The sequence below is a fragment of the Salinicola tamaricis genome (genome assembly GCF_003006155.1).
Classification (GTDB): Bacteria; Pseudomonadota; Gammaproteobacteria; order Pseudomonadales; family Halomonadaceae; genus Salinicola; species Salinicola tamaricis.
In genome coordinates this window covers 2,351,296-2,374,341 of the sequence record NZ_CP023559.1, presented here as the reverse complement: position 1 = coordinate 2,374,341, position 23,046 = coordinate 2,351,296, and the positions used below count along the sequence as shown (strand labels likewise).

25 protein-coding genes are annotated in these 23,046 nt (G+C 66.8%); 17 read left to right on the top strand and 8 right to left on the bottom strand.

Annotation, left to right across the window (positions count from 1 at the left end):
• Window positions 1–10 precede the first annotated feature (10 nt).
• The 6 genes from CN538_RS10945 to CN538_RS10925 all read left to right on the top strand — a co-directional run bounded on the left by CN538_RS10945 (window position 11) and on the right by CN538_RS10925 (window position 4,158).
• Window positions 11–256 carry an ArsC/Spx/MgsR family protein gene (locus CN538_RS10945; protein ID WP_340638097.1) on the top strand — a complete coding sequence of 82 codons (246 nt, stop codon included), beginning with the start codon at window positions 11–13 and terminating at the stop codon, window positions 254–256.
• Window positions 256–357 (top strand): arsenate reductase family protein, encoded by a 102-nt coding sequence (locus tag CN538_RS25220; RefSeq protein WP_340638096.1) that lies wholly within the window; start codon window positions 256–258, stop codon window positions 355–357. Before CN538_RS10945 ends, CN538_RS25220 begins: the two co-directional genes overlap by 1 nt.
• Before the next feature lie 70 nt (window positions 358–427).
• Window positions 428–1,450, top strand: coding sequence for a 2,3,4,5-tetrahydropyridine-2,6-dicarboxylate N-succinyltransferase (dapD, locus tag CN538_RS10940; protein ID WP_106419447.1), 1,023 nt, complete (start codon window positions 428–430; stop codon window positions 1,448–1,450).
• A 16-nt stretch (window positions 1,451–1,466) separates the two neighbouring features.
• Entirely contained in the window at window positions 1,467–2,624 is a 1,158-nt protein-coding gene (gene dapE / locus CN538_RS10935) for a succinyl-diaminopimelate desuccinylase (protein ID WP_106419446.1), read from the top strand.
• A gap of 7 nt (window positions 2,625–2,631) precedes the next feature.
• Window positions 2,632–3,024, top strand: a complete 393-nt coding sequence (locus CN538_RS10930; RefSeq protein WP_106419445.1) for a hypothetical protein — start codon at window positions 2,632–2,634, stop codon at window positions 3,022–3,024.
• Between the two features lie 162 nt (window positions 3,025–3,186).
• A complete protein-coding gene (locus CN538_RS10925; protein ID WP_106419444.1) occupies window positions 3,187–4,158 on the top strand; it encodes a cation diffusion facilitator family transporter in 972 nt (323 codons plus the stop codon).
• Between the two features lie 108 nt (window positions 4,159–4,266).
• Here CN538_RS10925 and CN538_RS24410 read toward each other — a convergent pair whose 3' ends face one another.
• Window positions 4,267–4,749, bottom strand: a complete 483-nt coding sequence (locus CN538_RS24410) for a cold-shock protein (protein ID WP_035472481.1) — start codon at window positions 4,747–4,749, stop codon at window positions 4,267–4,269.
• A gap of 301 nt (window positions 4,750–5,050) precedes the next feature.
• Between CN538_RS24410 and CN538_RS10915 the strand changes: the two genes are divergently transcribed.
• Entirely contained in the window at window positions 5,051–5,326 is a 276-nt protein-coding gene (locus tag CN538_RS10915) for a SlyX family protein (RefSeq protein ID WP_106419443.1), read from the top strand.
• Window positions 5,327–5,452: 126 nt separating this feature from the next.
• Here CN538_RS10915 and trxB read toward each other — a convergent pair whose 3' ends face one another.
• From trxB to CN538_RS10900, 3 genes are all read right to left on the bottom strand, one after another.
• On the bottom strand, window positions 5,453–6,406 hold the full coding sequence (gene trxB / locus CN538_RS10910; RefSeq protein WP_106419442.1) for a thioredoxin-disulfide reductase: 954 nt from the start codon (window positions 6,404–6,406) through the stop codon (window positions 5,453–5,455).
• A 182-nt stretch (window positions 6,407–6,588) separates the two neighbouring features.
• Entirely contained in the window at window positions 6,589–7,191 is a 603-nt protein-coding gene (locus CN538_RS10905; RefSeq protein ID WP_106419441.1) for a peroxiredoxin, read from the bottom strand.
• A 161-nt stretch (window positions 7,192–7,352) separates the two neighbouring features.
• Window positions 7,353–7,559 (bottom strand): CPXCG motif-containing cysteine-rich protein, encoded by a 207-nt coding sequence (locus CN538_RS10900; protein WP_106419440.1) that lies wholly within the window; start codon window positions 7,557–7,559, stop codon window positions 7,353–7,355.
• 375 nt (window positions 7,560–7,934) lie between these two features.
• Here CN538_RS10900 and acnA point away from each other — a divergent pair, with 375 nt between their 5' ends.
• The gene (gene acnA, locus CN538_RS10895) at window positions 7,935–10,697 is read left to right on the top strand and encodes an aconitate hydratase AcnA (protein ID WP_106419439.1); all 2,763 of its coding nucleotides are present in this window, start codon (window positions 7,935–7,937) and stop codon (window positions 10,695–10,697) included.
• A 15-nt stretch (window positions 10,698–10,712) separates the two neighbouring features.
• Here acnA and CN538_RS10890 read toward each other — a convergent pair whose 3' ends face one another.
• Window positions 10,713–11,474 (bottom strand): response regulator transcription factor, encoded by a 762-nt coding sequence (locus CN538_RS10890; protein WP_106419438.1) that lies wholly within the window; start codon window positions 11,472–11,474, stop codon window positions 10,713–10,715.
• Window positions 11,471–12,715, bottom strand: a complete 1,245-nt coding sequence (locus tag CN538_RS10885) for a GAF domain-containing sensor histidine kinase (protein WP_207233470.1) — start codon at window positions 12,713–12,715, stop codon at window positions 11,471–11,473. The genes CN538_RS10890 and CN538_RS10885 overlap by 4 nt, the downstream gene beginning before the upstream one ends.
• Before the next feature lie 584 nt (window positions 12,716–13,299).
• Here CN538_RS10885 and CN538_RS10880 point away from each other — a divergent pair.
• The 9 genes from CN538_RS10880 to CN538_RS10850 all read left to right on the top strand — a co-directional run bounded on the left by CN538_RS10880 (window position 13,300) and on the right by CN538_RS10850 (window position 19,481).
• A complete protein-coding gene (locus tag CN538_RS10880) occupies window positions 13,300–14,424 on the top strand; it encodes an ABC transporter substrate-binding protein (RefSeq protein ID WP_340638332.1) in 1,125 nt (374 codons plus the stop codon).
• Window positions 14,421–15,869 (top strand): sugar ABC transporter ATP-binding protein, encoded by a 1,449-nt coding sequence (locus CN538_RS10875; RefSeq protein WP_106419436.1) that lies wholly within the window; start codon window positions 14,421–14,423, stop codon window positions 15,867–15,869. Before CN538_RS10880 ends, CN538_RS10875 begins: the two co-directional genes overlap by 4 nt.
• 1 nt (window position 15,870) lies before the next feature.
• Window positions 15,871–16,800: an ABC transporter permease gene (locus CN538_RS10870; protein ID WP_106419435.1), complete on the top strand. Its 930-nt coding sequence runs from the start codon at window positions 15,871–15,873 to the stop codon at window positions 16,798–16,800.
• Window positions 16,801–16,918: 118 nt separating this feature from the next.
• On the top strand, window positions 16,919–17,413 hold the full coding sequence (locus CN538_RS21110) for an ABC transporter permease (RefSeq protein WP_207233469.1): 495 nt from the start codon (window positions 16,919–16,921) through the stop codon (window positions 17,411–17,413).
• A 25-nt stretch (window positions 17,414–17,438) separates the two neighbouring features.
• Window positions 17,439–17,666, top strand: coding sequence for an ABC transporter permease subunit (locus CN538_RS21105; RefSeq protein WP_207233468.1), 228 nt, complete (start codon window positions 17,439–17,441; stop codon window positions 17,664–17,666).
• Window positions 17,667–17,712: 46 nt separating this feature from the next.
• Window positions 17,713–17,865, top strand: coding sequence for a hypothetical protein (locus CN538_RS21100; protein ID WP_207233467.1), 153 nt, complete (start codon window positions 17,713–17,715; stop codon window positions 17,863–17,865).
• A complete protein-coding gene (locus CN538_RS10860; RefSeq protein ID WP_207233466.1) occupies window positions 17,849–18,469 on the top strand; it encodes an SMP-30/gluconolactonase/LRE family protein in 621 nt (206 codons plus the stop codon). Before CN538_RS21100 ends, CN538_RS10860 begins: the two co-directional genes overlap by 17 nt.
• Window positions 18,457–18,687 (top strand): SMP-30/gluconolactonase/LRE family protein, encoded by a 231-nt coding sequence (locus tag CN538_RS24405; protein ID WP_207233465.1) that lies wholly within the window; start codon window positions 18,457–18,459, stop codon window positions 18,685–18,687. Before CN538_RS10860 ends, CN538_RS24405 begins: the two co-directional genes overlap by 13 nt.
• A 386-nt stretch (window positions 18,688–19,073) precedes the next feature.
• Window positions 19,074–19,481 (top strand): TM2 domain-containing protein, encoded by a 408-nt coding sequence (locus CN538_RS10850; protein WP_106419434.1) that lies wholly within the window; start codon window positions 19,074–19,076, stop codon window positions 19,479–19,481.
• A gap of 248 nt (window positions 19,482–19,729) precedes the next feature.
• Here the strand turns inward: CN538_RS10850 and CN538_RS10845 are convergent, their stop codons facing one another.
• Both CN538_RS10845 and CN538_RS10840 read right to left on the bottom strand, forming a co-directional pair.
• Complete coding sequence (locus CN538_RS10845; protein WP_106419433.1) at window positions 19,730–21,412, bottom strand: NAD-dependent malic enzyme; 1,683 nt, start codon at window positions 21,410–21,412, stop codon at window positions 19,730–19,732.
• 327 nt (window positions 21,413–21,739) lie between these two features.
• Window positions 21,740–22,954, bottom strand: coding sequence for a YeeE/YedE family protein (locus CN538_RS10840; protein WP_106419432.1), 1,215 nt, complete (start codon window positions 22,952–22,954; stop codon window positions 21,740–21,742).
• Between the last annotated feature and the right edge of the window lie 92 nt (window positions 22,955–23,046).

The following is a 23,046-nucleotide window of genomic DNA, read 5'->3' as shown; positions in this document are numbered from 1 at the left end:
GCCGGCGACCATGACCACCACCCTGTATGGCATCAAGACCTGCGATACCTGCCGCAAGGCGCGGCGCCAGCTCGCCGACCAGGGCGTCGAGTACCGCTACCACGATCTGCGCGAGGATGGCCTGGATGCCGAACTGCTCGATCGCCTGCTCGCCGCTGCCGAGTGGCAGACACTGCTCAATACTCGCAGCACCACCTGGCGCGGGCTCGACGATCGCGACAAGCAGGACGTCGACGCCACCCGGCGCGCGAGCTGATGCTGGCCCATCCGACGCTGCTCAAGCGCCCGCTGCTGGCCCGGGGCGAGACGCTGATCGTCGGCTTCGACCCGGCACGCTACGCCACTCTGGGCGCCTGACCAGCGCCGCCCCCGATACCGCCACATGCAAAGCCCCACTCACCGCCTTCATGATCAAGAGGATTTCGCGATGCTGAGCTTCGCACTAGGAACCGGCACCCAGAACACTCAGGGCGACTGGCTCGAAGTCTACTATCCGGCACCGCTCTACCAGCCCGCTGAGGCCGTGGTCAGCGCCGCGCGTCAGGCGCTCGAGGGCGCCGAGGATGAAGTGGTGAGCTTCCTGCCCGAGCACTGCGCTGGCCTGGCCCAGGCGCTGCGGGATGCCGGAGCGCCCGAACAGGCGGAGATCGCCGAGGCATTCGCCTCCGCCCAGCGGCCGCTGGTCGCGGTGTTCCTGGCGGAAGACCATGCGCCGGAGAGCGTGCCCGAGGTCTATCTCAAACTGCATCTGCTCTCGCACCGTCTGGTCATGCCGCACGGGCTCAAGCTCGACGGCATGTTCGGCCTGCTCAAGAACGTCGCCTGGACCAGCGAAGGCGCCATCGACGTCGAGGAGCTGCCGGCGCGTCGGCTCCAGGCGCGCCTGGCCGGCCGCCCGCTCTCGGTCGACTGCGTCGACAAGTTCCCCAAGATGACCGACTACGTGGTGCCCAAGGGCATCCGCATCGGCGACACCGCACGGGTTCGCCTGGGCGCCTATCTCGGCGAAGGGGTCACGGTGATGCACGAGGGCTTCTGCAACTTCAACGCCGGGGCCGAAGGGCCGGGCATGATCGAAGGCCGCATCTCCGCCGGCGTATTCGTCGGCAAGGGCTCCGACCTGGGCGCCGGCTGCTCCACCATGGGCACGCTCTCCGGCGGCGGCAACGTGGTCATCAGCATCGGCGAGAACTGCCTGATCGGCGCCAATGCCGGCCTCGGCATTCCGCTCGGTGACCGCTGCACCATTGAGGCGGGGCTCTACGTCACTGCCGGCGCCAAGGTGACCGTGCTCGACGACCAGGGCCAGGCGGTGGAGACTGTGGCCGCGCGCGAACTCGCCGGCCAGAGCGATCTGCTGTTCGTGCGCCACTCGGTGAGCGGGCGCCTGGAGTGCCGCACCAACAAGAGCGCCGTAGCGCTCAACGAAGCCCTGCACGCCCACAACTGATCCGGCCGGAGCCACCATGTCTGACGCGTCACCGACGACCGCGCCCTCTGCCACCCAGGCCCTGGCCCTCGAGCTGCTCGCGCGGCCATCGGTCACGCCGGACGACCACGGCTGCCAGGCGCTGATGATCGAGCGCCTGGTGCGGCTCGGCTTCGACGTCGAACGCATGACCATCGGCGGCATCGACAACTTCTGGGCCACCCGCGGCCAGCACGGCCCGGTGCTGGCCTTCGCCGGCCACACCGACGTGGTGCCCAGCGGCCCGGAGAGCGCCTGGCAGTACCCGCCGTTCGACCCCCGCATCGACGCCGAAGGGTATCTGTGCGGGCGTGGCGCCGCCGACATGAAGGGCAGTCTGGCGGCGATGGTCACCGCGGTGGAGCGCTTCGTCGCCGACCACCCCGACCACGCCGGACGTATCGCCTTTCTGATCACCGCCGACGAAGAGGGTCCTGCGATCCACGGCACGCGGGCCGTGGTCGAGCGTCTGCGCGAGCGCGCCGAGCCGCTCGACTACTGCATCGTCGGCGAGCCCTCCTCGACCCGAACCCTGGGTGACGTGATCAAGAACGGCCGGCGCGGCTCCCTCGGCGGCGTGCTCAAGGTGCGCGGCATCCAGGGCCACGTGGCCTACCCGCACCTGGCACGCAATCCGATCCATCAGGCGCTGGCAGCGCTGCAGGCGCTGGTCGACGAGCACTGGGACGCGGGCAACGAGTTCTTCCCCGCCACCAGCTTCCAGATCTCCAACCTGCACGCCGGTACCGGCGCGACCAACGTGGTGCCCGGAGAGCTGGAGGTGACCTTCAACTTCCGCTACTCCACCGAGGTGACCCACGAGACGCTGCGCGAGCGCGTCGCCGCCCTGCTCGATGCCCACGGCCTCGACTACCAGCTGGAGTGGACCCTCAACGGCGAGCCCTTCCTGACCCCCGGCGGCCGGCTGCTCGAAGCCGCACGCGCGGCCTGCGAGCAGGAGGCCGGCATCACCCCGACGCTCTCGACCTCGGGGGGCACTTCCGACGGGCGCTTCATCGCGACCCTGGGTACCCAGGTGATCGAACTGGGCCCGATCAACGCCACCATCCACCAGGTCGACGAACGCATCCGTGCCGAAGACCTCGATATCCTGAGCCGCGTCTACGAAGCGACGCTGGTGCGGCTATTCACCTGAGGAAGCCATGCAGCGTTTTCCCGACATCGAGATCTATCTGGCCCAGGCCGACGTCGACGCCATCACCGCCTGGCTGCGCGAGGCGCTGGACGACGACGCCCTGACGCTGGCGCGTAGCGGCAAGGGCATCTGGCGTGGCAAGGCGACATGCGCGGCGCGCCCGATCAACATCATGCTGGTGGAGCGCGCCGCCGATCACTTCGCCAGCCTGTGGTTCGACTGCGACGCCACGCCCTGGCCCCGCGACACCGACTGCGCGCGTGACGCCTCGGTCCGGCTGGGCTGCGAGGCACGCTGCTCGCTGGGCGGCTGGCAGCCGGGGGACGATCCGGACCGCTTCTGGCAGGTCCTCCCCGACGGCCAGGAAGGCACCATCGACTGGCCCGACCCCGGCCAGTGAGCTCAGGGCCCCATCCGGGGCCGCGGGCATCCTCTATACTGCGCGCACAGCGCTGTCGACACAGCGCCGCACGGCTCTACCCGTGACGGTGCGTGATACGCAAGCGCCCTATTCGCGCGCCGGCCCCAACGGGCCGCATCAGACCAGGACAAGGAGGTCCGCATGGCAGAATCCAAACCGGTCATCTTCGCGGCCATGGGCGGCAACCTCGCCATCGCCGTGACCAAGTTCGTCGCCGCCGCCATGACCGGCAGCTCGGCGATGCTCTCCGAAGGCATCCATTCGGTGGTCGACACCGGCAACCAGATCCTGCTGCTGCTCGGCATGCAGCGGGCCAAGCGACCACCCAGCGAGCAGTTCCCGTTCGGCCACGGCAAGGAGATCTATTTCTGGAGCTTCGTCGTCGCGCTGCTGATCTTCGCCGTGGGTTCCGGGGTTTCGCTCTACGAGGGCGTGGTGCACATTATGCACCCCGAGCCGATCGAGTCGCCGCTGATCAACTACATCGTGCTCGGTCTCGGCATCCTCTTCGAGGGCGCCTCCTGGGCCTTCGCGCTCAATCAATTTCGCAAGACCAAGGGCAAGTGGAGCTATCTCGAGGCGGTCCACCGCGGCAAGGACCCGTCGATGTTCGTGGTAGTGTTCGAGGACTCCGCCGCCTTGCTGGGCCTGTTGGTGGCCCTGGCCGGAATCGGCCTCAGCCAGTGGACGGGGCTAGCCGTGTTCGACGGCATCGCGTCAGTGATCATCGGGCTGATTCTCGGCGGCACCGCGATCTGGCTGGCGATGGAGACCAAGGGGCTGCTGATCGGCGAGGCGGCCAACCGCCACGTGGTCGACGATATTCGCCAGCTCGCCCACGACGCCGAGGGCATCGAGCAGGTCAACGAGGTGCTGACCATGCATATGGGCCCGGACTTCGTGCTGGTCAATCTCAGCGTACGCTTCTCCCGTGACGCCCGCGCCGAACGCATCGAGCGCACCATCGTCGCGCTCGACCGCCAGATCAAGCAGCGCCACGCCGCGGTCAAGCGCATCTTCGTCGAGGCCGAAGCGCGCGCCGGCGTGGACGAGCGGGAAGACCCGAGCGGCCCCGACAGCAGCAGCGGCGAAATGCCCGCCCCCGCCGGCTGATGACAGGCCGGCGTCACGCCGGGCCGTGACCCGCCGCCGGACATAAAAAAACCGCCCCCGGCGTCAGGCGCCGGGGGCGGTTGGGGTCATCGAGATGGTGGCTGGTGCTCAGGTGATGACGGTGACGTCGTCGGCCTGCAGCCCGCGATCGTTCTCGATCACGTGATAGCGCACCTTCTGCCCCTCGGCGAGGGTCCGATGGCCCTTGCCGCGAATGGCGCGGAAGTGGACGAAGACATCCTCGCCGCTGGCGCGGGTAATGAAGCCGTAGCCCTTGTTGACGTTGAACCACTTCACTTCGCCCAGCTCGCGGTCGTCGTTCTCGACGTCTGCCAGCATGGCGGCAGTCACCGCCTTGGGCGTTGCCGGCGACAGCAGCGAGACCGTCAGCGTCGCCAGCAGCAGGACAATGAAGACCGCCAGCACCGTGGCCGCATACATTGCCGAGACACCCTCGACGTTCAGAAACCAGGTGAGATCGGTGGCCAGGACGCTACTGATCAGGGTGATCAGCAGACCGATCAGCAGTGGCGAGGGAATGGAGAGGAGTAGACTGATCAACGTACAGCGTAGAAAGACCTTGCTATTCATGGATTCTCATATCTCTAGACGTCGGGATAGCGGAACGCGCACCGCCCAGGGGCGGGCAGGTAAGGGAAGCGCTGAATAAATCGCCGAGCGAGATGAAAGGCAAGGCGCACGGAGCACAGCAGGCGAGACATAACATGGGGTTAGCCGAGCCTTCGAGTAACGCGCAACGCAGCCATTCGCTCGTGCAGGCATTTATGCAGTGGTTCCTAAGGTTGTGATACTGACTACTTGTATTACCAATGACCGGCCTCATATAGCGCCGGCTGACGATCCTCGAACAGACATGCCAAAGGTGCCGTGAATGAATGATGAGACACAGCTTTCGAAGTCTAACACGGCAAATCCCGCCTCGCTCAGCTCCGCCGAGGCACGCCTGGAGGCGCTGGAGAGTCGCCTGACCTATCAGGAGGATTGGCTGGAAACGCTGGATGCACGGGTGCGCGAACAGTCCGCCGAGATCGAGCGGCTGACCCGGATCAACGCGCTGATGCAGCAGCGCCTGCGGGAACAGCGCAGCGCCCTGGATGCCCTGGAGGGCGGCAGCGAGAGCGCCCACGAGCGCCCGCCCCACTACTGAGCATAGCGGCTATGCGGGCGGCGCTCGCAGCGGTCGACACTCGACGGAACACCCCACCCAACGCAAGCGGCCCGGCATCTGCCGGGCCGCTTGTCGTTTACCGCCGCGCCGTGCGCAGCGGCGGCATCACTCCAGGCCGTCGAGATAGCGCTCGGCATCGAGCGCTGCCATGCAGCCGCTGCCGGCGGAGGTGATCGCCTGACGATAGACGTGGTCCATGACGTCACCAGCGGCGAACACACCCGGCACGCTGGTGGCGGTGGCATTGCCCTCAAGCCCGGAGTGGACCCGGATATAGCCGTTGGCCATCTCGAGCTGGCCCTCGAAGATACCGGTGTTGGGGGTGTGGCCGATGGCGATGAACACGCCCATGACGTCGAGCTGCTTGGTCGCGCCGTCCAGTGTCGAACGCAGGCGCACGCCGGTGACGCCGCTGCCGTCGCCCAGCACCTCGTCGAGGGTGTGGTTCCATTCGACGGCCATGTTGCCGTTCTCGACCTTCTCGAACAACCGATCCTGAAGGATCTTCTCGCCCCGCAGGCCGTCGCGGCGATGCACCAGGGTCACCTTGGAGGCGATATTGGAGAGATAGAGCGCCTCCTCCATCGCGGTATTGCCGCCGCCCACGACCACCACTTCCTGATTGCGATAGAAGAAGCCGTCGCAGGTGGCACAGGCCGAGACGCCCTGACCCATGAACTGCTGTTCGGAGGGCAGGCCCAGATAGCGGGCACTGGCCCCGGTGGCGATGATCAGCGCATCACAAGTGTAGGTGCCGTTGTCCCCCTTGAGCGTGAACGGGCGCTGGCGCAGCTCGACCTCGTGGATATGGTCGAACAGCACCTCAGTCTGGAAACGCTCGGCGTGTTTGCGCATGCGCTCCATCAGCTCCGGCCCCTGCACCCCGGCGTCGTCGCCGGGCCAGTTGTCGACGTCGGTGGTGGTGGTCAGCTGCCCCCCCGCCTGCATGCCGGTGATCAGCAGCGGCTTGAGATTGGCGCGTGCCGCATAGACGGCCGCGGTGTAGCCCGCCGGGCCGGATCCCAGGATGATCAGACGTTCGTGACGCGCGTCGCTCATGGCTACCTCGGTTGGAAAAACGGTTGGACGATGGGTACGCCGTACCTTCGGCGTGATAAGGCAAAACGCCCTGTGGAATGATCCGCTGACCGAATCATGCCACAGGACGCCGGTTTGCGGCTCGCCGCGGCAAGCCCAGACGCCGGAGGCGACCCGCTGGGTCGCCTCCGGTGTGATAATGCTTACAGATTGTCGGCGTGGGCGCCGAGGTACTTGGCCACGCCTTCGGCGGTGTCCTTCATACCTTCCTGGCCCTCTTCCCAGCCCGCCGGGCAGACTTCGCCGTGGGTCTGGTGATATTTGAGCGCCTTGACCATACGCAGCATCTCGTCGACGTTGCGACCCAGCGGCAGGTTGTTGACCGTCTGGTGCTGAACCACGCCATCTTCGTCGATCAGGAAGGAGGCGCGCAGGGCAACACCGGCTTCCGGATGCTCGATGCCATAGGCCTGGCAGATCTCATGCTTGACGTCGGCCACGACCGGGAAGCCGACTTCGCCGATGCCGCCGGCGTCCGGAGAGGTCTTGCGCCAGGCGTAATGGGTGAACTGGGAGTCGATCGAGGCACCGATCACTTCCACGCCGAGCTCCTTGAACTGCGCCAGACGGTTATCGTGCGCGATGATCTCGGACGGGCAGACAAAGGTGAAGTCCAGCGGCCAGAAGAACAGCACGCGCAGCTTGCCATTGGTCTCGGAGAGCCGGAAATCGTCCTTGATGGCACCGTCGGGCATGATCGCTGCGGCTTCGAAATCCGGGGCTTGACGTCCTACGAGTACACTCATGGGCTTCTCCTGTCGTAGCGTGGGTGGGGAGTAGAGGAATCGAAGCCGATTAGACTAACGACTTACCTCTTGATGCTCCAATTTAATTGCCACAATCAAAGATATAGACAATCACTATCGATCATGTGACGTCAGCATCCAGCATTGCCGACCACGGTCACCTACAGCACGTCATCGTCGGTGGCCAGGGTGACCGTCTCCAGCTCGCCCTCGGCATCCACGTCGACGCGCAGTTGAATCGGCTGGCAGCACACCGCGCAATCTTCCCAGGTCACGTGGCCACCAGCGCTTACGTCGAGCAGCAGCGTGAATGGCGCATCGCAGTAGGGGCAGTGCACCGGCCATTCGCGTAGCGCTTCATATGCCATACACGCCTCCTCCGCTTCATTACATATGCCCTCGTCACGGCTGCATCGTCGCTGAGCTGAGCTAAGCTTGAATTGGTGTCGGCAAGCGCGACTTTCAAGGCCCCACTGCCATCGGCGTGCAGACGATCGAGAGGCGCGCGGGATTGAAAAGACATGCTATGGTGCCCATGCTTATTGTCGACAACTTTATATCGACCGCGTCATGTCGCAGAAACGACCCCACGCAAAGATTGGAAAATGTATAGAGCGCGCCGCCAAGACGGCCGCCAGCCAGGAGCCCCCGACGACCACGATGCCGTCGGACCGTCGCTAAAGAACCGGACCGGCAGCCATCGAAAGCTCCATGGCCGCGCCGCCCAATGAGGAGGATGATCCATGTCTAACGCCCCCGGCCAGACGCTGACGTCGCTCGACGTCAACGGCAAGACCTTTCACTACTACAGCCTGCCCAAGGCGGCGGAGAGCCTCGGCAACATCGACAAGCTGCCGATGACGCTCAAGGTGCTGCTCGAGAACCAGCTACGCTACGCCGACGACGAGAGCGTCGCCGACGAAGACATCGTCGCCCTCGCCGAGTGGCTGAAAGCGGGCAAGTCGACCCGTGAGATCGGCTACCGCCCCGCCCGCGTGCTGATGCAGGACTTCACCGGCGTGCCCGGCGTGGTCGATCTCGCCGCCATGCGCGACGCGGTGAAGAAGCTCGGCGCCAAGGCCGAGCGCATCAATCCGCTGTCGCCGGTGGACCTGGTCATCGACCACTCGGTGATGGTCGACCACTTCGGCGACAAGTCCGCGTTCAAGGACAACGTTGCCATCGAGATGGAGCGTAACCAGGAGCGTTACGAATTCCTGCGCTGGGGCCAGAACGCCTTCGACAACTTCCGCGTGGTGCCGCCGGGTACCGGCATCTGTCACCAGGTCAACCTGGAGTATCTGGGCAAGACGGTGTGGACCAAGGAGGTCGACGGCAAGACCTACGCCTTCCCCGACACCCTGGTGGGCACCGACTCCCACACCACCATGATCAATGGCCTGGGCATTCTCGGCTGGGGCGTGGGCGGCATCGAAGCCGAGGCAGCGATGCTCGGCCAGCCGGTGTCGATGCTGATCCCCGAGGTGGTCGGCTTCAAGCTGACCGGCAAGCTCAACGAGGGAATCACCGCCACCGACCTGGTGCTGACGGTGACCCAGATGCTGCGCAAGAAGGGTGTGGTGGGCAAGTTCGTCGAGTTCTACGGCGACGGTCTCAAGGATCTGCCGCTGGCCGACCGTGCCACCATCGCCAACATGGCCCCCGAATACGGCGCCACCTGCGGCTTCTTCCCGGTCGACGACGAAACACTCAACTATCTGCGCCTGACCGGCCGCGACGAAGATCAGATCGAACTGGTGAAGGCCTATACCCAGGCTCAGGGGCTGTGGCGTGAAGCCGGCGCCGAGCCCACCTTCACCGACACCCTGCACCTGGACATGGGCGAGGTCGAAGCTTCGCTGGCCGGACCCAAGCGTCCGCAAGATCGAGTCGCGCTCTCCGACATGAAGGCGACCTTCGAGTCGCTGATGGGTGGCGAGCAGCCGGATGCCTCCCACGAAGAGAAAGCCAAGTGGACCGGTGAAGGCGGTGATACCGCCATCGGCGCGCCGCCCGCCGACGGCGAGGCCTACACCAGCGGCGCCGATTACCGCACCGGCGACAGCCAGGAAGTGACCTACGACGACGAGACCTTCTCGCTCAACCACGGCGCCGTGGTGATCGCCGCGATCACCTCCTGCACCAACACCTCCAACCCCAGCGTGATGATGGCCGCCGGCCTGCTGGCGCGGAAAGCCAAGGCGAAAGGGTTGAACACCAAGCCGTGGGTCAAGACCTCGCTGGCGCCGGGCTCCAAGGTGGTCACCGACTACCTGGCCGCGGGCGGCGTGCAGGAGGACCTCGACGCCCTCGGCTTCAATCTGGTGGGCTACGGCTGCACCACCTGTATCGGCAACTCCGGGCCGCTGCCCGAGCCGATCGAGAAAGCGGTCAACGAGGGCGATCTCACCGTGGCCTCGGTGCTCTCGGGCAACCGCAACTTCGAGGGGCGCGTGCACCCGCTGGTCAAGACCAACTGGCTCGCCTCGCCGCCCCTGGTGGTCGCCTATGCGCTGGCCGGCAACGTGCGCAAGGATCTGTCGCAGGAGCCCTTGGGCCAGGATCAGGACGGCAATGACGTCTACCTCAAGGATATCTGGCCCTCCCAGGCCGAGATCGCCGAGGCGGTAGAGAAGGTCAAGACCGAGATGTACCGCAAGGAGTACGCCGAGGTGTTCGACGGCGACGCGACCTGGCAGTCGATCGAGGTGCCGGAGAGCGAGGTCTACGCCTGGTCCAAGGACTCCACCTATATCCAGCATCCGCCGTTCTTCGAGGACATGGAGAAGGAGCCCAAGCCGGTCGAGGACATCCAGGATGCTCGCATTCTGGCCAAGCTGGGCGACTCGGTGACCACCGACCACATCTCGCCGGCCGGTTCGATCAAACCCGACAGCCCCGCCGGCAAGTACCTGCAGGAGCATGGCGTCGCGGTGAAGGACTTCAACTCCTACGGTTCGCGCCGGGGTAACCACGAAGTCATGATGCGCGGCACCTTCGCCAACGTGCGTATCCGCAACGAGATGCTCGACGACGTCGAGGGCGGCTATACCCGCCACGTGCCTAGCGGCGAGCAGATGTCGATCTACGACGCGGCGATGAAGTATGCCGAGGACGCCACCCCGCTGGTGGTGATCGCCGGCAAGGAGTACGGCACCGGCTCGTCGCGGGACTGGGCCGCCAAGGGCACCCGCCTGCTCGGCGTGCGCGCGGTCATCACCGAGTCCTACGAGCGGATCCACCGCTCCAACCTGATCGGTATGGGCGTGCTGCCGCTGCAGTTCCCGGAGGGCGAGAGCCGCGAGTCGCTGGGCCTGACCGGTGACGAGACCGTATCCGTCGAGGGTCTGGCAGACCTGTCCCCGGGCGGCAGCGTCAAGGTGACCATCAAGAGTGACAAGGGCGAGAAGAAGCTCGACGCCCTGTGCCGTATCGACACCGCCAACGAACTGGAGTACTACCGCCACGGCGGCATCCTCCACTACGTGCTGCGCAGCATGCTGTAAGACGCTGGCAACGCGCTACAGAGCCCCGTCGGCCCCCTGGGTCGGCGGGGCTTTTTCGTCGGCAGGCCGCGCAGCCAGCCAGCATTCGAGATCGTGCTGGGCGGTCTCCAGCATCTCCAGATTGAGCGTGCGCGTGGAGATCGCCCGCGACAGCGCGCGCACGCGCTTGTTGAGCCCCGGCAGCGCCTGCTCCTCGCCGTTGACCCCGAGCTTGTCGTAGAGCGTCAGCAGGCGATTCTGCACCGTGCGCAGCGACAGCCCCTGACGCTCGGCGATCAGCCGGTCCTGCAGCCCCAGAGCGAGATCCAGCAGCACCGCATACTCGCTCTGGCTGAGCGAGTGGCGTGGCGAGGCATTGCGCCGGCGCAGACGCTGGATCTCGCGATCCATCATCACCTGCCCTTCCAGCAGCACCGCCCGCAGCACCAGCTTGAGACGTTCGCGGCTGGCGGTCTTGAGCACATAGCCGTAGGCGCTGTGGGCCGGCACGATATCGGCGACTCCGCGCAGATAGGCCTCGTCGGAGTAGTTGGACCAGAACAGGATGCGGGTGCGCGGGCGCTCGTGCCAGATGGTCCGCGCGGCCTCGATGCCGTTGCGCCGCGCCATCTGCAGATCCATCACCACCGCCTCGAAGCGTCCGGCGCGTGCCGCCGCCTCACCCTGCAGCCCATCCTGGACGTGCAGCGTCTCGGTCACCTCCGGCAGCGCCTCGGCGATCACCCCCTGCAGGAAGGAGGCGTGGAACTGGTCATCCTCCACCACCAGGATCTTCACGCCGCGGCCTCCGACGACGGCAGCGCCAGCCGCACCGCGACCCGGGTGCCGACGTGCTCGAAGATATCCAGGGTGGCGCCGATCAGCCGCGCCCGGGTGCGCATATGGATCAGCCCGGACTGGCGCGTACCCGCATTGGCGAGCCCCTGGCCATCGTCGTCCACGCTGACGCACAGGATATTTTCCGGGGCCAGTGTCACGCGCACCTCGATACGCTCGGCGCGCGCATGTCGCGCGGCATTGTTGATCGCCTCCTGGACGATGCGATAGAGCGCGGTGCGGGTCTCCCCGGGCAACCGGTCCGGCGCCCCCGCGGTGAGGTCCTCGACCAGAATCTGGACGCGCTCGCCCTCGGTGGCACGCTCCAGGTGATCGCGCACCGCATGGTGGAAGCCGAACAGATCGAGCAGCTTGGGCGCGGTGCGGTCGATGATGCAGCGCAGGTCATCGATGCTCTGGGCCAGCGCCTGCGCCAGCGCCTCGCGGCTGGGTGGCGGCCCCGCGCCCTCCAGCTCGCGCAGCAGCCGGGTCAGGTCGGCCAGGGTCTGATCGTGCAGATCCATGCCGATGCGCTGCCGCGCCTGCTCCAGCGCCTGGGTCAGCTGCAGCGAGCCCTGGCGCAGCCACTCTTCGCTGGCCTGGGTCTGGCTGCGGCCATGGGCCTGCTGGCGCAGCTCGGCAGCCCCGTGCAGGGCGTGGAGCACCGGCGCCAGCGGTGCCGCCAGACGCTGGATCAGGGCCACGTCGGCGGCCTCGAAGTGGTCGGCCTCGCGATGCGAGACGCTCAGCGCACCGATCACCTGGCCACCGCTGCGCAGCGCCACGTGCACCCGACTGCGAAGTTGATGAGCGAAGATCGGCTCGCAGCAGGCGCCGGCGAAGATCTGACGCGGGTCGAGCAGCGCGTTGGCGCTGACCATCAGCGGCACGGAGCCGTCGAGCACCGAGCGGATCGGCGAGCAGTCGAGCCGGGTGCGTCGCGCCGACCAGTGGGTACTGATCCCCACTTCATAACTCACCGACCACTCGGGCCCATCGTGAAGGCAGACATCGGCATGGGTGAACGGCAGCAGCGGCGTCAGCGCCTCGGCGACCCGATCGAGCGCGCCCTGGATATCGCTCGCCTCGCCCAGCAGTGCGGGAAGCCGCAGCAGCAGCGCCGTGATCTCGGCCTCACGCGCCGCCGCAGTCTCACCAGGCAGCCTCTCCATCAGGGGCTGAGGGCTCATGGTATCGCTCACACCGGACTCCTCTACTGGCTGGCCTGCTTGGCTAGGCTTTGTACGAAAACTACCTGCGCTCGACAATACGGCGTTAACAATCGGCTCAAAATGCTCATTTACACCCCGTAAACTCCGCGTTTTCGCCGATTTTTGCCTTGTCTTGCCTTCGCTCGCTGACTTTTCCTACAGAACCTAGAACACGCTTCATGGACCGCACGGCCCACATGATGGTGGCGCTTGCGCGCACTCGCGCGCGCCAAAATCAGGCGCGAGCCGGGCGCCGGGCGACCAGCATAGCGCTATCCCTGACGCCTTCCCCTCATCCTTAAGTTGAGGGCGAAATTGCGGGAACCCGCAGCAATTGTGCGGGGGGCCGCCTTTACACCCCAGACCGCCACGCCCAACCATGAATGTCCCTGGACACGCGTCCGATACCACGCCCCGCCAGAGGGCGATGTCCGCACCGCCAGTGCGACCCGATCGCGCCGGCAAGCGGCAGAAGAGATGGGAGCCGAGCATGACCCCTGATAACGACAACCGGCGCTGGCGTGCGGGCCTGCTGGGGCTGGCCCTGAGCGCCGCGGCCCTCGCCGCGCACGCCGATACCGGCGACGAGGCAGCGGCCACGCCCCCAAGCCCTGCCCAGGCCCAGGCCCAGGCCGCAGGCCAGACCCAAAGCCAGCCCGCGAACGAGTGCGACCGCGGACAAGCGCATCGCGCTCTCCAACAACTACGCCGGCAACGCCTGGCGCCAGCAGATGCTCGCGGCCTGGCAGGCGCAGACCGCACCCGCGGTCAAGACCGGCGTGGTCGCCGCCGCCGACGCCTTCACCATCGGCGAGAACCAGCCCACCGATCAGGCCGCCCAGATCCAGAACCTGATCCTGCAGGGCTACGACGCCATCGTGATCGACGCCGCCTCGACCACCGCCCTCAACGGTGCAGTGCAGGAGGCGTGCGACGCCGGCGTGGTGGTGGTCTCGTTCGACGGCATCGTCACCGCCCCCTGCGCCTGGAAGATCGTCAACGACTTCCATGAGTGGGGCCGCGAGCAGGTCGACTACATGGCCAAGCGCTTCCCCGACGGTGCCAACCTGCTCGAGGTGCGTGGGCTGCCGGGCACCTTCGTCGATGACGACCTGCACCAGGGCATCGTCGACGAGCTCAAGCACTACCCCAAGCTGCACATCGTCTCCTCGGTGGAGGGCGACTGGGCCCAGGACGTGACCCAGCAGGCGGTGGCCGGAGTGCTGCCCTCGCTGCCGCACATCGACGGCGTGCTCAACCAGGGCGGCGAGGCCTACGGCGTGGCCCAGGCGTTCCGCGCCTCGCAGCGCGAGATGCCGGTGATCATCTTCTCCAACGCCCAGGACGAGCTGGCGTGGTGGGCCGAACAGCACCGCAAAAACGGCTACCAGAGCATCGCCATCTCCAACGCCCCCGGCATCGCCATGGTCGCCTTCTGGGTGGCCCAGCGCATTCTCGCCGGCGAGGACGTGCCCAAGCACCTGACCGTACCGCTCTACCACATCCGCCAGGACGAACTCTCCGAGGTGCTGGCGCATACGCCCAAGGGCTCGGTGGCCGACCAGATCTTCACCCGCGCCGATGTCGAGCGGCTGATCCAGCAGGCCCGGGACACGCAGGCGGCGAGTACCCAGCCGAACACCGCCCCCGCCACGGACCAGGCCAAGAACCCGTCCGCCGCCCAGGAGATCCAGCCATGAACACGTCTCAGCCGGTCGAAGCCGTGGTCGCCCTGCGCGGCGTGCACAAGCAGTTCGGTGCGGTCAGGGCGATCGATGGCATCGACCTCACCCTGACCCCCGGCGAATGCGTCGGGCTGGTGGGCCACAACGGCGCCGGCAAATCGACCCTGGTCAATCTGATCAACGGCACGCTCAAGCCGAGCCGCGGCGAGATCGACAGCCATGTAACCCGCGGCGGTCGCGGCAGCGCCATCCGCTCGGTGTTCCAGGAGCTCTCGCTGTGCCCCAATCTGAGTGCGGCCGAGAACCTGCGCATCGCCCACCCCACGCTCAAGGGGCTGGGCTGGCGCCGCCGCGCCGGGGCCGAAATCCGTACCAGCCTGGACCAGGTGTTTCCCGGCCACGGTATCGACACCGACGCCCGGGTCGACACCCTCTCCATCGCCCAGCGTCAGATGATCGAGATCGCCATCGGCTTCGCCCCGCGCGGCGGCCAGGCGCGGCTGGTGATCCTCGACGAGCCCACCTCGTCGCTGGATGCGGGTATCGCCGAGCAGTTGCTGGCCTACGTCGAGCGCTTCTGCGCCGAGGGCGGCACGGTGGTGTTCATCTCGCACATGCTGGGCGAGATCTTCCGCGTAGCCAGCCGCATCGTGGTGATGCAGGACGGTCGCGTGGTGGCCGAGCGTGCAAGCCAGGACTTCGACCGCGACTCGCTGGTCGACGCCATGGGCCATGTGGCCCAGCACGCACCGAGCGCTGAACAGCGCCGGCATGCCGAGGGCAGCGTCTCGGCCGGGGCCGCGAGCGCGACGGTGATCGAAGACGCTGCCGGGCTCAGCGCGCGGCGTGGCGAGATCGTCGGCCTCGCCGGGCTCGCCGGCCACGGCCAGGCCGAGGCCCTGGCCAAGCTCTACTTTGCCGGCACCTCCGGCTGGCGCGCCCCACGCCAGCCCCGGATGGCCTTCGTCGCCGGCGACCGCGGCCGCGACGGCGTGCTGCCGTTGTGGTCGATCCTGCGCAATCTGAGCCTCTCGGTGCTGCCCGCCGGGGCCCACCGCGGCGCGGTGGATCGCCGCGCCGAGGCGACGCTGGGGCGCGAGTGGCAACAGCGCATCGGCATCCGCAGCGACGACCTGGGCAACCCCATCACCTCGCTCTCCGGCGGCAACCAGCAGAAGGTGCTGTTCGCCCGGGCGCTGGCGTCGAGCGCCCCCATCGTGGTGATGGACGACCCCATGCGCGGGGTCGATGTCGGCACCAAGCAGGAGGTCTATGCGCTGATCCGCGCCGAGGCCGACGCCGGCCGGACTTTCCTGTGGTACTCCACCGAAACCGAGGAGGTATGCCAGTGCGATCGCGTCTTCGTCTTCCGCGACGGCAAGATCTCGGCAGAACTGAGCGGCGCCGAGATCAACGAAGAGCGCATCCTGGCCGCCTCGTTCGAGATGCAGGAGAACTGAGATGACCCGTCATTCGATCTCGCCGCGCAAGCTGCTGCCGCTCATCTCGTTCAGCGTGCTGCTGATCGCGACCTTCGCCCTGCAGGAGCGGGCGATGAGCTATCTGGGGCTGAACCTGCTATTCAACCTGACCATCCCCATCGCCCTGGCGACCATCGGCCAGCTGCTGATCATGGTCAACGATATCGACCTCTCGGTGGGCGCCTTCGTCAGCCTGGTGGCGTGCATCGTCTCCACCCTGCTGGTGCAGCACCCCTGGCTCGGCTGGCTGGCGCTGGCCGGCCTGGTGCTCGCCTACGCCGCCCTGGGGGCGCTGATCCACCGCTTCGAGCTACCGGCGATCGTGGTCACCCTGGGCATGTCGTTCATCTGGGGCGGGCTGGCGCTGGTGATCATGCCCGCCCCCGGCGGCACCTCGCCGGAGTGGCTGCGTGCGCTGATGACGGTCAAGCCGCCGCTGGCACCCATGGCGGTGGTGGCGGCGCTGTTGATCGCCGCCGCGGCGCATCTGCTGATCATGCGCTCGGGGATCGGCACGGTGCTGCGCGGCCTGGGCGGCAACTCGCGCTCGGTGGCCCGCGCCGGCTGGCGCCTGAGCGGGCTCTACGCGCTGACCTACGGCCTCGCCGGAGTCTTCGGGGTGCTTGCCGGCCTCACCCTGGTGGGGCTCTACACCTCGTCCGGGGCCAGCGTCGCCTCCAGCTATACCCTGCTCAGTATCGCCGGGGTGATCCTCGGCGGCGGCGAGTTCATCGGCGGCCGGGTATCGCCGATCGGCGCGGTGCTGGGGGCGCTGACGCTGTCGCTGGCGGGGTCGCTGCTGGCCTTCATGCATATCTCGCCGGACTGGCAGATCGGTGCGCAGGGGGCGGTGCTGATTCTGGTGCTCGCCGCGCGCCTGCTGTTCACGCGCCGCGAAGCGCTGATTTGAGACTTCTATCCATGCGCTCATTTTCCACGCAGCCCTCTCCACGCGCGCTTTCTCCACACGCCCTATCTCCACGCGCGCTTTCTCCACACGCCCTATCTCCACTGCAAGGATCGATGCCATGCAAAGCCTGATCTCGCGGCCCTGGCTCTGGGCCTGGCTCGCCGCCATCGCGGTCTTCGCTCTCTCCATCGCGCTCTCCGGTGCGGCCCAGGCGGGTGGGCTGCTCTACGCCGCGCTCTCGTTCGGCGCCTTCGCGGCGATCGTCGGCATCGGCCAGATGCTGGTGATCACCCTGGGGCCGGGCAATATCGATCTTTCGATCCCCGCGGTCATGACCCTGGCCGGCACTCTGGCGCTCAAGGCCATGGACGGCGCCCCCGGTACCGCACTGCTGGGGCTGGGCGTCGCCCTGCTGGTGGGCCTTGGCTGCGGCGCGGCCAACTTCGCGCTGATCCGGCTGCTGCGTCTGCCGCCGATCATCGCCACCCTCGCCGCCTCGCTGCTGTATCAATCGCTGGCGATCTGGTCCAACCGCGGCCTGCGTATCAAGCCGCCGGCGGCGCTGGCCGACTTCGCCACCGGGCGCACCCTGGCGTGCCCAACGTGGCGCTGATCGGCGTGCTCCTGGCGCTGGTCGTGTGGTGGCTGCTGGAGCGCGGGCTGGGGGCGCTGGTCTGCTCGCCACCGGCCAGAATCCGCGCGCGGCAAGGCTCGCCGGGGTACCGGTGGAGCGCGTGCGTGCCAGTGCCTATCTCAGCGTGGCGCTGCTGGCCGGGCTCACCGGCTATCTGCTGGCGAGCTTCTCCGGCGGCGCTGCGCTCAACATGGGGCAGCAGTACCTGCTGCTGTCGATCGCCGTGGTGTGATCGGCGGCACCTCGATCGCCGGCGGCTTCTCCAACGTACCCGGGGTGTGGGTGCGGCCCTGTTCATGTTCCTGGTGGTGTCGATGCTCAACGCCTACGGCTTCGACGCCGGCGCGCGCATGATGCTGACCGGCATGATCATCATCGGTATCGTGATCGCCGCCAACGCCCGGAGACCCGCACATGATTCCCACCCCTGAACATCTCGACAGCCACGACCCGCGCTTCGCGCGGCTGGTTCACCCCATGGCACCGCTGACCCGGCTGGCCACCGGCTTCACCTGGACCGAGGGGCCGGTATGGTTCGGTGACCATCAGTGCCTGCTATTTTCTGATATCCCCAGCCAGCGCCTGCTGCGGTGGTCGGCACGCGACGGTATCACCACCTTCCGCGAGCGCACCGGCTTCAACAACGGCAACACCCGCGACAATCAGGGGCGCCTGGTGAGCTGCCGCCACGGTAGCCGCGATCTGGTACGCACCGAGCCCGATGGGCGTGTTCGAGTGCTTGCCTCGCACTACGCCGGCGGGCGGCTCAATTCGCCCAACGACGTGGTGGTGAGCCGCGACGGGGCGATCTGGTTCACCGACCCCACCTATGGGCTGATCTCCAACTTCGAGGGCTACCGCGCCGATCCCGAGCAGCCCGCGCGCCACGTCTTCCGTCTCGACCCCGAGGATGGCAGCCTGAGCGCGGTGGCCAGCGACTTCGTCCAGCCCAACGGGCTCTGTTTCTCTCCCGCCGAGCGCCTGCTCTACGTGGCCGAGAGCGGTGCCCCCACGACCCCACGGTGGCCCCGGTGATCCGCCGCTTCCGACGAGTGAACGGCAAGACGCTCGAAGACGATGGCATCTTCGCCGAGATCGGCGCCGGGGTGCCCGATGGCATGCGCGTGGACCGCGAGGGCAACCTGTGGTCGTCGGCAGCCGATGGGGTCCACTGCTTCGCCCCCGATGGCACCCTGCTGGGGCGCATCCTGGTTCCGGAGACGGTCTCCAACCTGTGCTTCGGCGGGCAGTGACGGTCAGCGTCTCTACATCACCGCGACCACCTCGCTCTACAGCCTGTTCGTCGACGTCCAGGGCGCCGAGTGGTGGACCCAGTGCCAACGCGAGGCGTGACCCGCGAGACGCGACGCACCCGCGGCGACGAGGCGCTGTCGAGCCCGCCGCCGATCCCTTAGACTTGGCGGCCGGACATCGCGGCCAAGACCGCGCCGGCTCAGGAAACGCTGCATAAATGCCTGCGCGAGCGAATCGCTGCGTTGCGTGGTACTCGAACACTCACCTAACCCCATGTTATGTCTCGTGTTCTGTGTTCCATGCGCCTTGCGCTTCATCTCGCTCGTCGATTTATTCAGCGTTTCCCTCAAGTTCATCCATAGGGAACATCAATAGGAACCCCCGCATGACCCAAAACGTCGACACCCGGCCACAGCCGCTCTCCGCCGGCATGATCTACTGCCACGGCTGTGGCAAACCGATCCACGAGAGCGCCCGGAGCTGTCCTAACTGCGGCGCCGTCGCGCGCGGCGCCAAGAGCGGACGCAGCAAGTGGAGCGCGGCGATCCTCGCCTTCTTCCTGGGTGGTTTCGGCGTGCATCGCTTCTACCTGGGTCAGCCGATCGTCGGCCTGATCTATCTGCTGTTCTGCTGGACTCTGGTGCCGGCGCTGATCGCCTTCTTCGAGTTCATCTACTTCCTGGTAATCAGCGAAGAGAAGTTTCGACCAGCAGTACAACCGCTGACGACGGCAACAGACCGGCAAGAAGCCGCGGGGACGGGGCTTGGAAGCCTTTCAGTAGATAACCGTTAGATGAAGAGGGCTTCTCCGGCGACAGGACATCGCGAGGGCGCTGTGAACCCATCCCTGGGCGCTACCTTTGCCATCCCTGGCAAAGGACCCTCGCTTTGCCCTGCCTCCGGCGCCCATCGTCAGAAGGTTTGGCCATGAGCGCTTAGCAGGTGATGCAAAACGAACGGCGCGCCCCCGAGGGGACGCGCCGAATATCGCTTTGAGGACGCGCCGAAGACCGCTTCGACGGACACCCCGGATTGCCGGGCTCAGATCGAGCGGCGACGGTACTGACGGTAGCGCGGATACCAGAAGTGGCCGTGGATCGCTTCCCACAGCACCTCATCGCTGGAGCTTAGCGCGACGCCGTCCTGCTGCGCCTGCTTGCCCACGGCGAAGGCGATCTGCTGGCTGATCTCACGGATATCGCCGAGCGACGGCAGCAGCGCCCCTTCGCCGGTCTTGACGATCGGCGCGCTCTCGGCCAGCGCATTGGAAGCGGCCATCAGCATGTTGTCGGTGACGCGATTGGCGTTGGCCGCAATCACACCAAGCCCGATGCCCGGGAAGATATAGGAGTTGTTGCACTGGGCGATGGGAATCTGGCGCCCGTCGATCTCTACCGGCGCGAACGGGCTGCCGGTGGCGACCATGGCCTGACCGCGAGTCCAGGTGAGTACATCCTGCGGCGTCGCCTCGACCTTGGAGGTCGGGTTGGAGAGCGGCATCACCAGCGGGTTCTCGCAGTGGCTGTTGAGCGTGGTGATCACCTCTTCGGTGAACAGTCCGCGCTGTCCCGAGACGCCGATCAGGATGGTCGGCTTGGCATTGCGCACCACGTCGATCAGCGCACGCGCATCGCCGTCGAAATCGAGCGACTCGGGGGCGTGGGCCAGGCGCCGCTGGAAGTCGTGCAGGCCATCCATGTCGGTGGTCAGCAGGCCGTTCTTGTCGACCATGAAGATACGCTTGCGCGCCTCGGCCTCGGAGAGCCCTTCGCGGGTCATCGCCACCACGATCTGCTCGGCGATGCCGCAGCCGGCGGAACCGGCGCCGGCGAAGGTGATCACCTGATCGCTGAGCTTGGCGTTCTTGGCCTTGCACGAAGCCAGCAGAGTCGCCACGCACACCGACGCGGTGCCCTGGATGTCGTCGTTGAAGCAGCACAGCTCGTCGCGGTAGCGCGCCAGCAGCGGCATGGCGTTGGTCAGCGCGAAGTCCTCGAACTGCAGCAGCACGTTGGGCCAGCGGCGCTTGAGCGCTTCCATGAACAGGGTGATGAACTCGGCGTACTCCTCCGCCGAGACACGCTCGTGGCGCCAGCCCATGTACATCGGGTCGTCGAGCAGCTTCTGGTTGTTGGTACCCACGTCGAGGGTGATCGGCAGGGTGTAGGCCGGGCTGATACCGCCGCAGGCGGTGTAGAGCGAGAGCTTGCCGATGGGGATACCCATGCCGCCGATGCCCTGATCGCCGAGCCCCAGAATGCGCTCGCCGTCGGTGACCACGATCACCCGCACCTTGTCCTTGGTCGCACTGCGCAGGATGTCATCCATACGGTGGCGGTCGGGATAGGAGATGAACAGCCCGCGGTGGTTGCGATAGATCTTGGAGAACTCCTCGCACGCCTCGCCCACCGTCGGGGTGTAGATGATCGGCATCATCTCCTCGAGGTGCTCCTCGAGCAGGCGGAAGAACAGCGTCTCGTTGTCGTCCTGGATACCGCGCAGATAGATGTGCTTGTCGAGATTGTTCTGGCACAGCGAGTACTGGCGATAGGCGCGCTCGACCTGCTCCTCGATGCTCTCGACGTTCTGCGGCAAGAGCCCCAGCAGATTGAACTCGACCCGCTCTTCGCTGGTGAAGGCGCTGCCCTTGTTGAGCAGCGGCATCTCCAGCAGCGTCGGGCCGGCATAGGGAATGTAGAGGGGGCGCTTGGCGTGATCGGACATGAATCGGCTCTCGCGATGACCTACGGATGAAAAGCGCTGGCCGGACCGAACTTGCCCCCCGCAACGGGGCCAGACCGGGAGTGGCGCGCTATCGTTATCGACCCACCGGCGAAGCCTGGCGGGCGGGCAACCGGCCGTGGCCGGTCGAGGGTCGCCCAGTATGCCACTTGGCGGCGCCAAAGGCATGTACCGGCGCGGCCAGGCGCCCGGCGAGCGCGTCAGCAGGCACGCAAAAGCCCCGCCGTGGCGGGGCTTGGTGGTGCTCGGCGAGCGCGCTCAGAGGGTGGTTACAAATTCGGCGAGCGCAGGCATTTTGTGAATACCCTCTCAGCAGCTGGCAGCGACCGGCCTGGCCGGACCAGGGAAGAACAGCGGACGCAGCCGCACGCCGAGCATGTTGCCGGCGAAGGCGGCCACCAGCCACAGCCAGCCGTGCAGGCTGCCCGAGGCGATGCCGCTGAAGTAGGCGCCGATGTTGCAGCCGAAGGCGAGCCGCGCGCCGTAGCCCAGCAGCAGCCCGCCGATGACCGCGGCGGCGACCGAACGCAGCGGAATGCGCAGGCTCGGGGCGAAGCGCCCGGCCAGCGACGCCGCCAGACCCGCGCCGAGGATGATGCCGAGGTTCATCACCGTGGTGATGTCGCTGAAGACGCTGCTGTCGAGCGAGGCGGCGCGCGCGGGATTCTGCCAGTAGCCCCAGGCGGTGACATCGCCGCCCACCGCCTGGAACGCCTTGGCGCCCCACAGCGCGAACGCCGAGGTGATCCCCCAGGGGCGCCCGGCCAGCGCCAGGGTCAGATAGTTGAGCAGCGCCAGACCGATGGCGCCGGCCAGGATCGGCCACGGACCGGTGAGCCAGCGCGCACCACCATGGGGCACCCGTGGCGCCTGCTCGAGCTGGCCGTGGCGGCGTTTCTCCATCACCACGGTCAGACCCGCGATCGCCGCGAACAGCGCGAGACTCATGCCGATACCGCCGCCAGTGCCGAACAGATCGATCATCGAGGTGGGCTGGAACGCCGGCAGGCTCTGCCACCAGGCGAAATGCGCCGTGCCGATCACCGAACCGACGATGAAGAAAGCGAGCGTGATCAGCATGCGCGCGTTGCCACCGCCGACGGTGAACAGCGTACCCGAGGCGCAGCCGCCGCCGAGCTGCATGCCGACACCGAAGAGGAAGGCGCCGACGATCACCGAGACCCCGATCGGCGAGACGAAGCCCCGCACCGGCTCGCCGAAGAGCGTGCCCGCGCCCAGCGCGGGGAAGAACAGCACCACCGCCAGCGCCAGCATGACCATCTGCGCGCGCAGACCGCGGCCGCGGCGCTCGGTGATGAACACCCGCCACGCCGAGGTGAAGCCGAAGGAGGCGTGGTAGAGCACGATCCCCAAGGCACCGCCGATCAGCATCAGCCATCCCTGACGGCCGCCGACGAGGAGCCCCACGGCGAGCGCACCGAGCACCAGCAGCAGCGCGGCGAGCCACGCCTTGGGCGAGAGCCGCCCCAGCCCGGGCGGCGCGGTTTGTGTCAATGTCGTCATAAGCGATATCCCTTTTTAGACCGGAATCGAATGGCCGATACCTTAGTCTTTTGGTCAGGAATTCGAAAACGACTAGATATTCTTTGTATAGA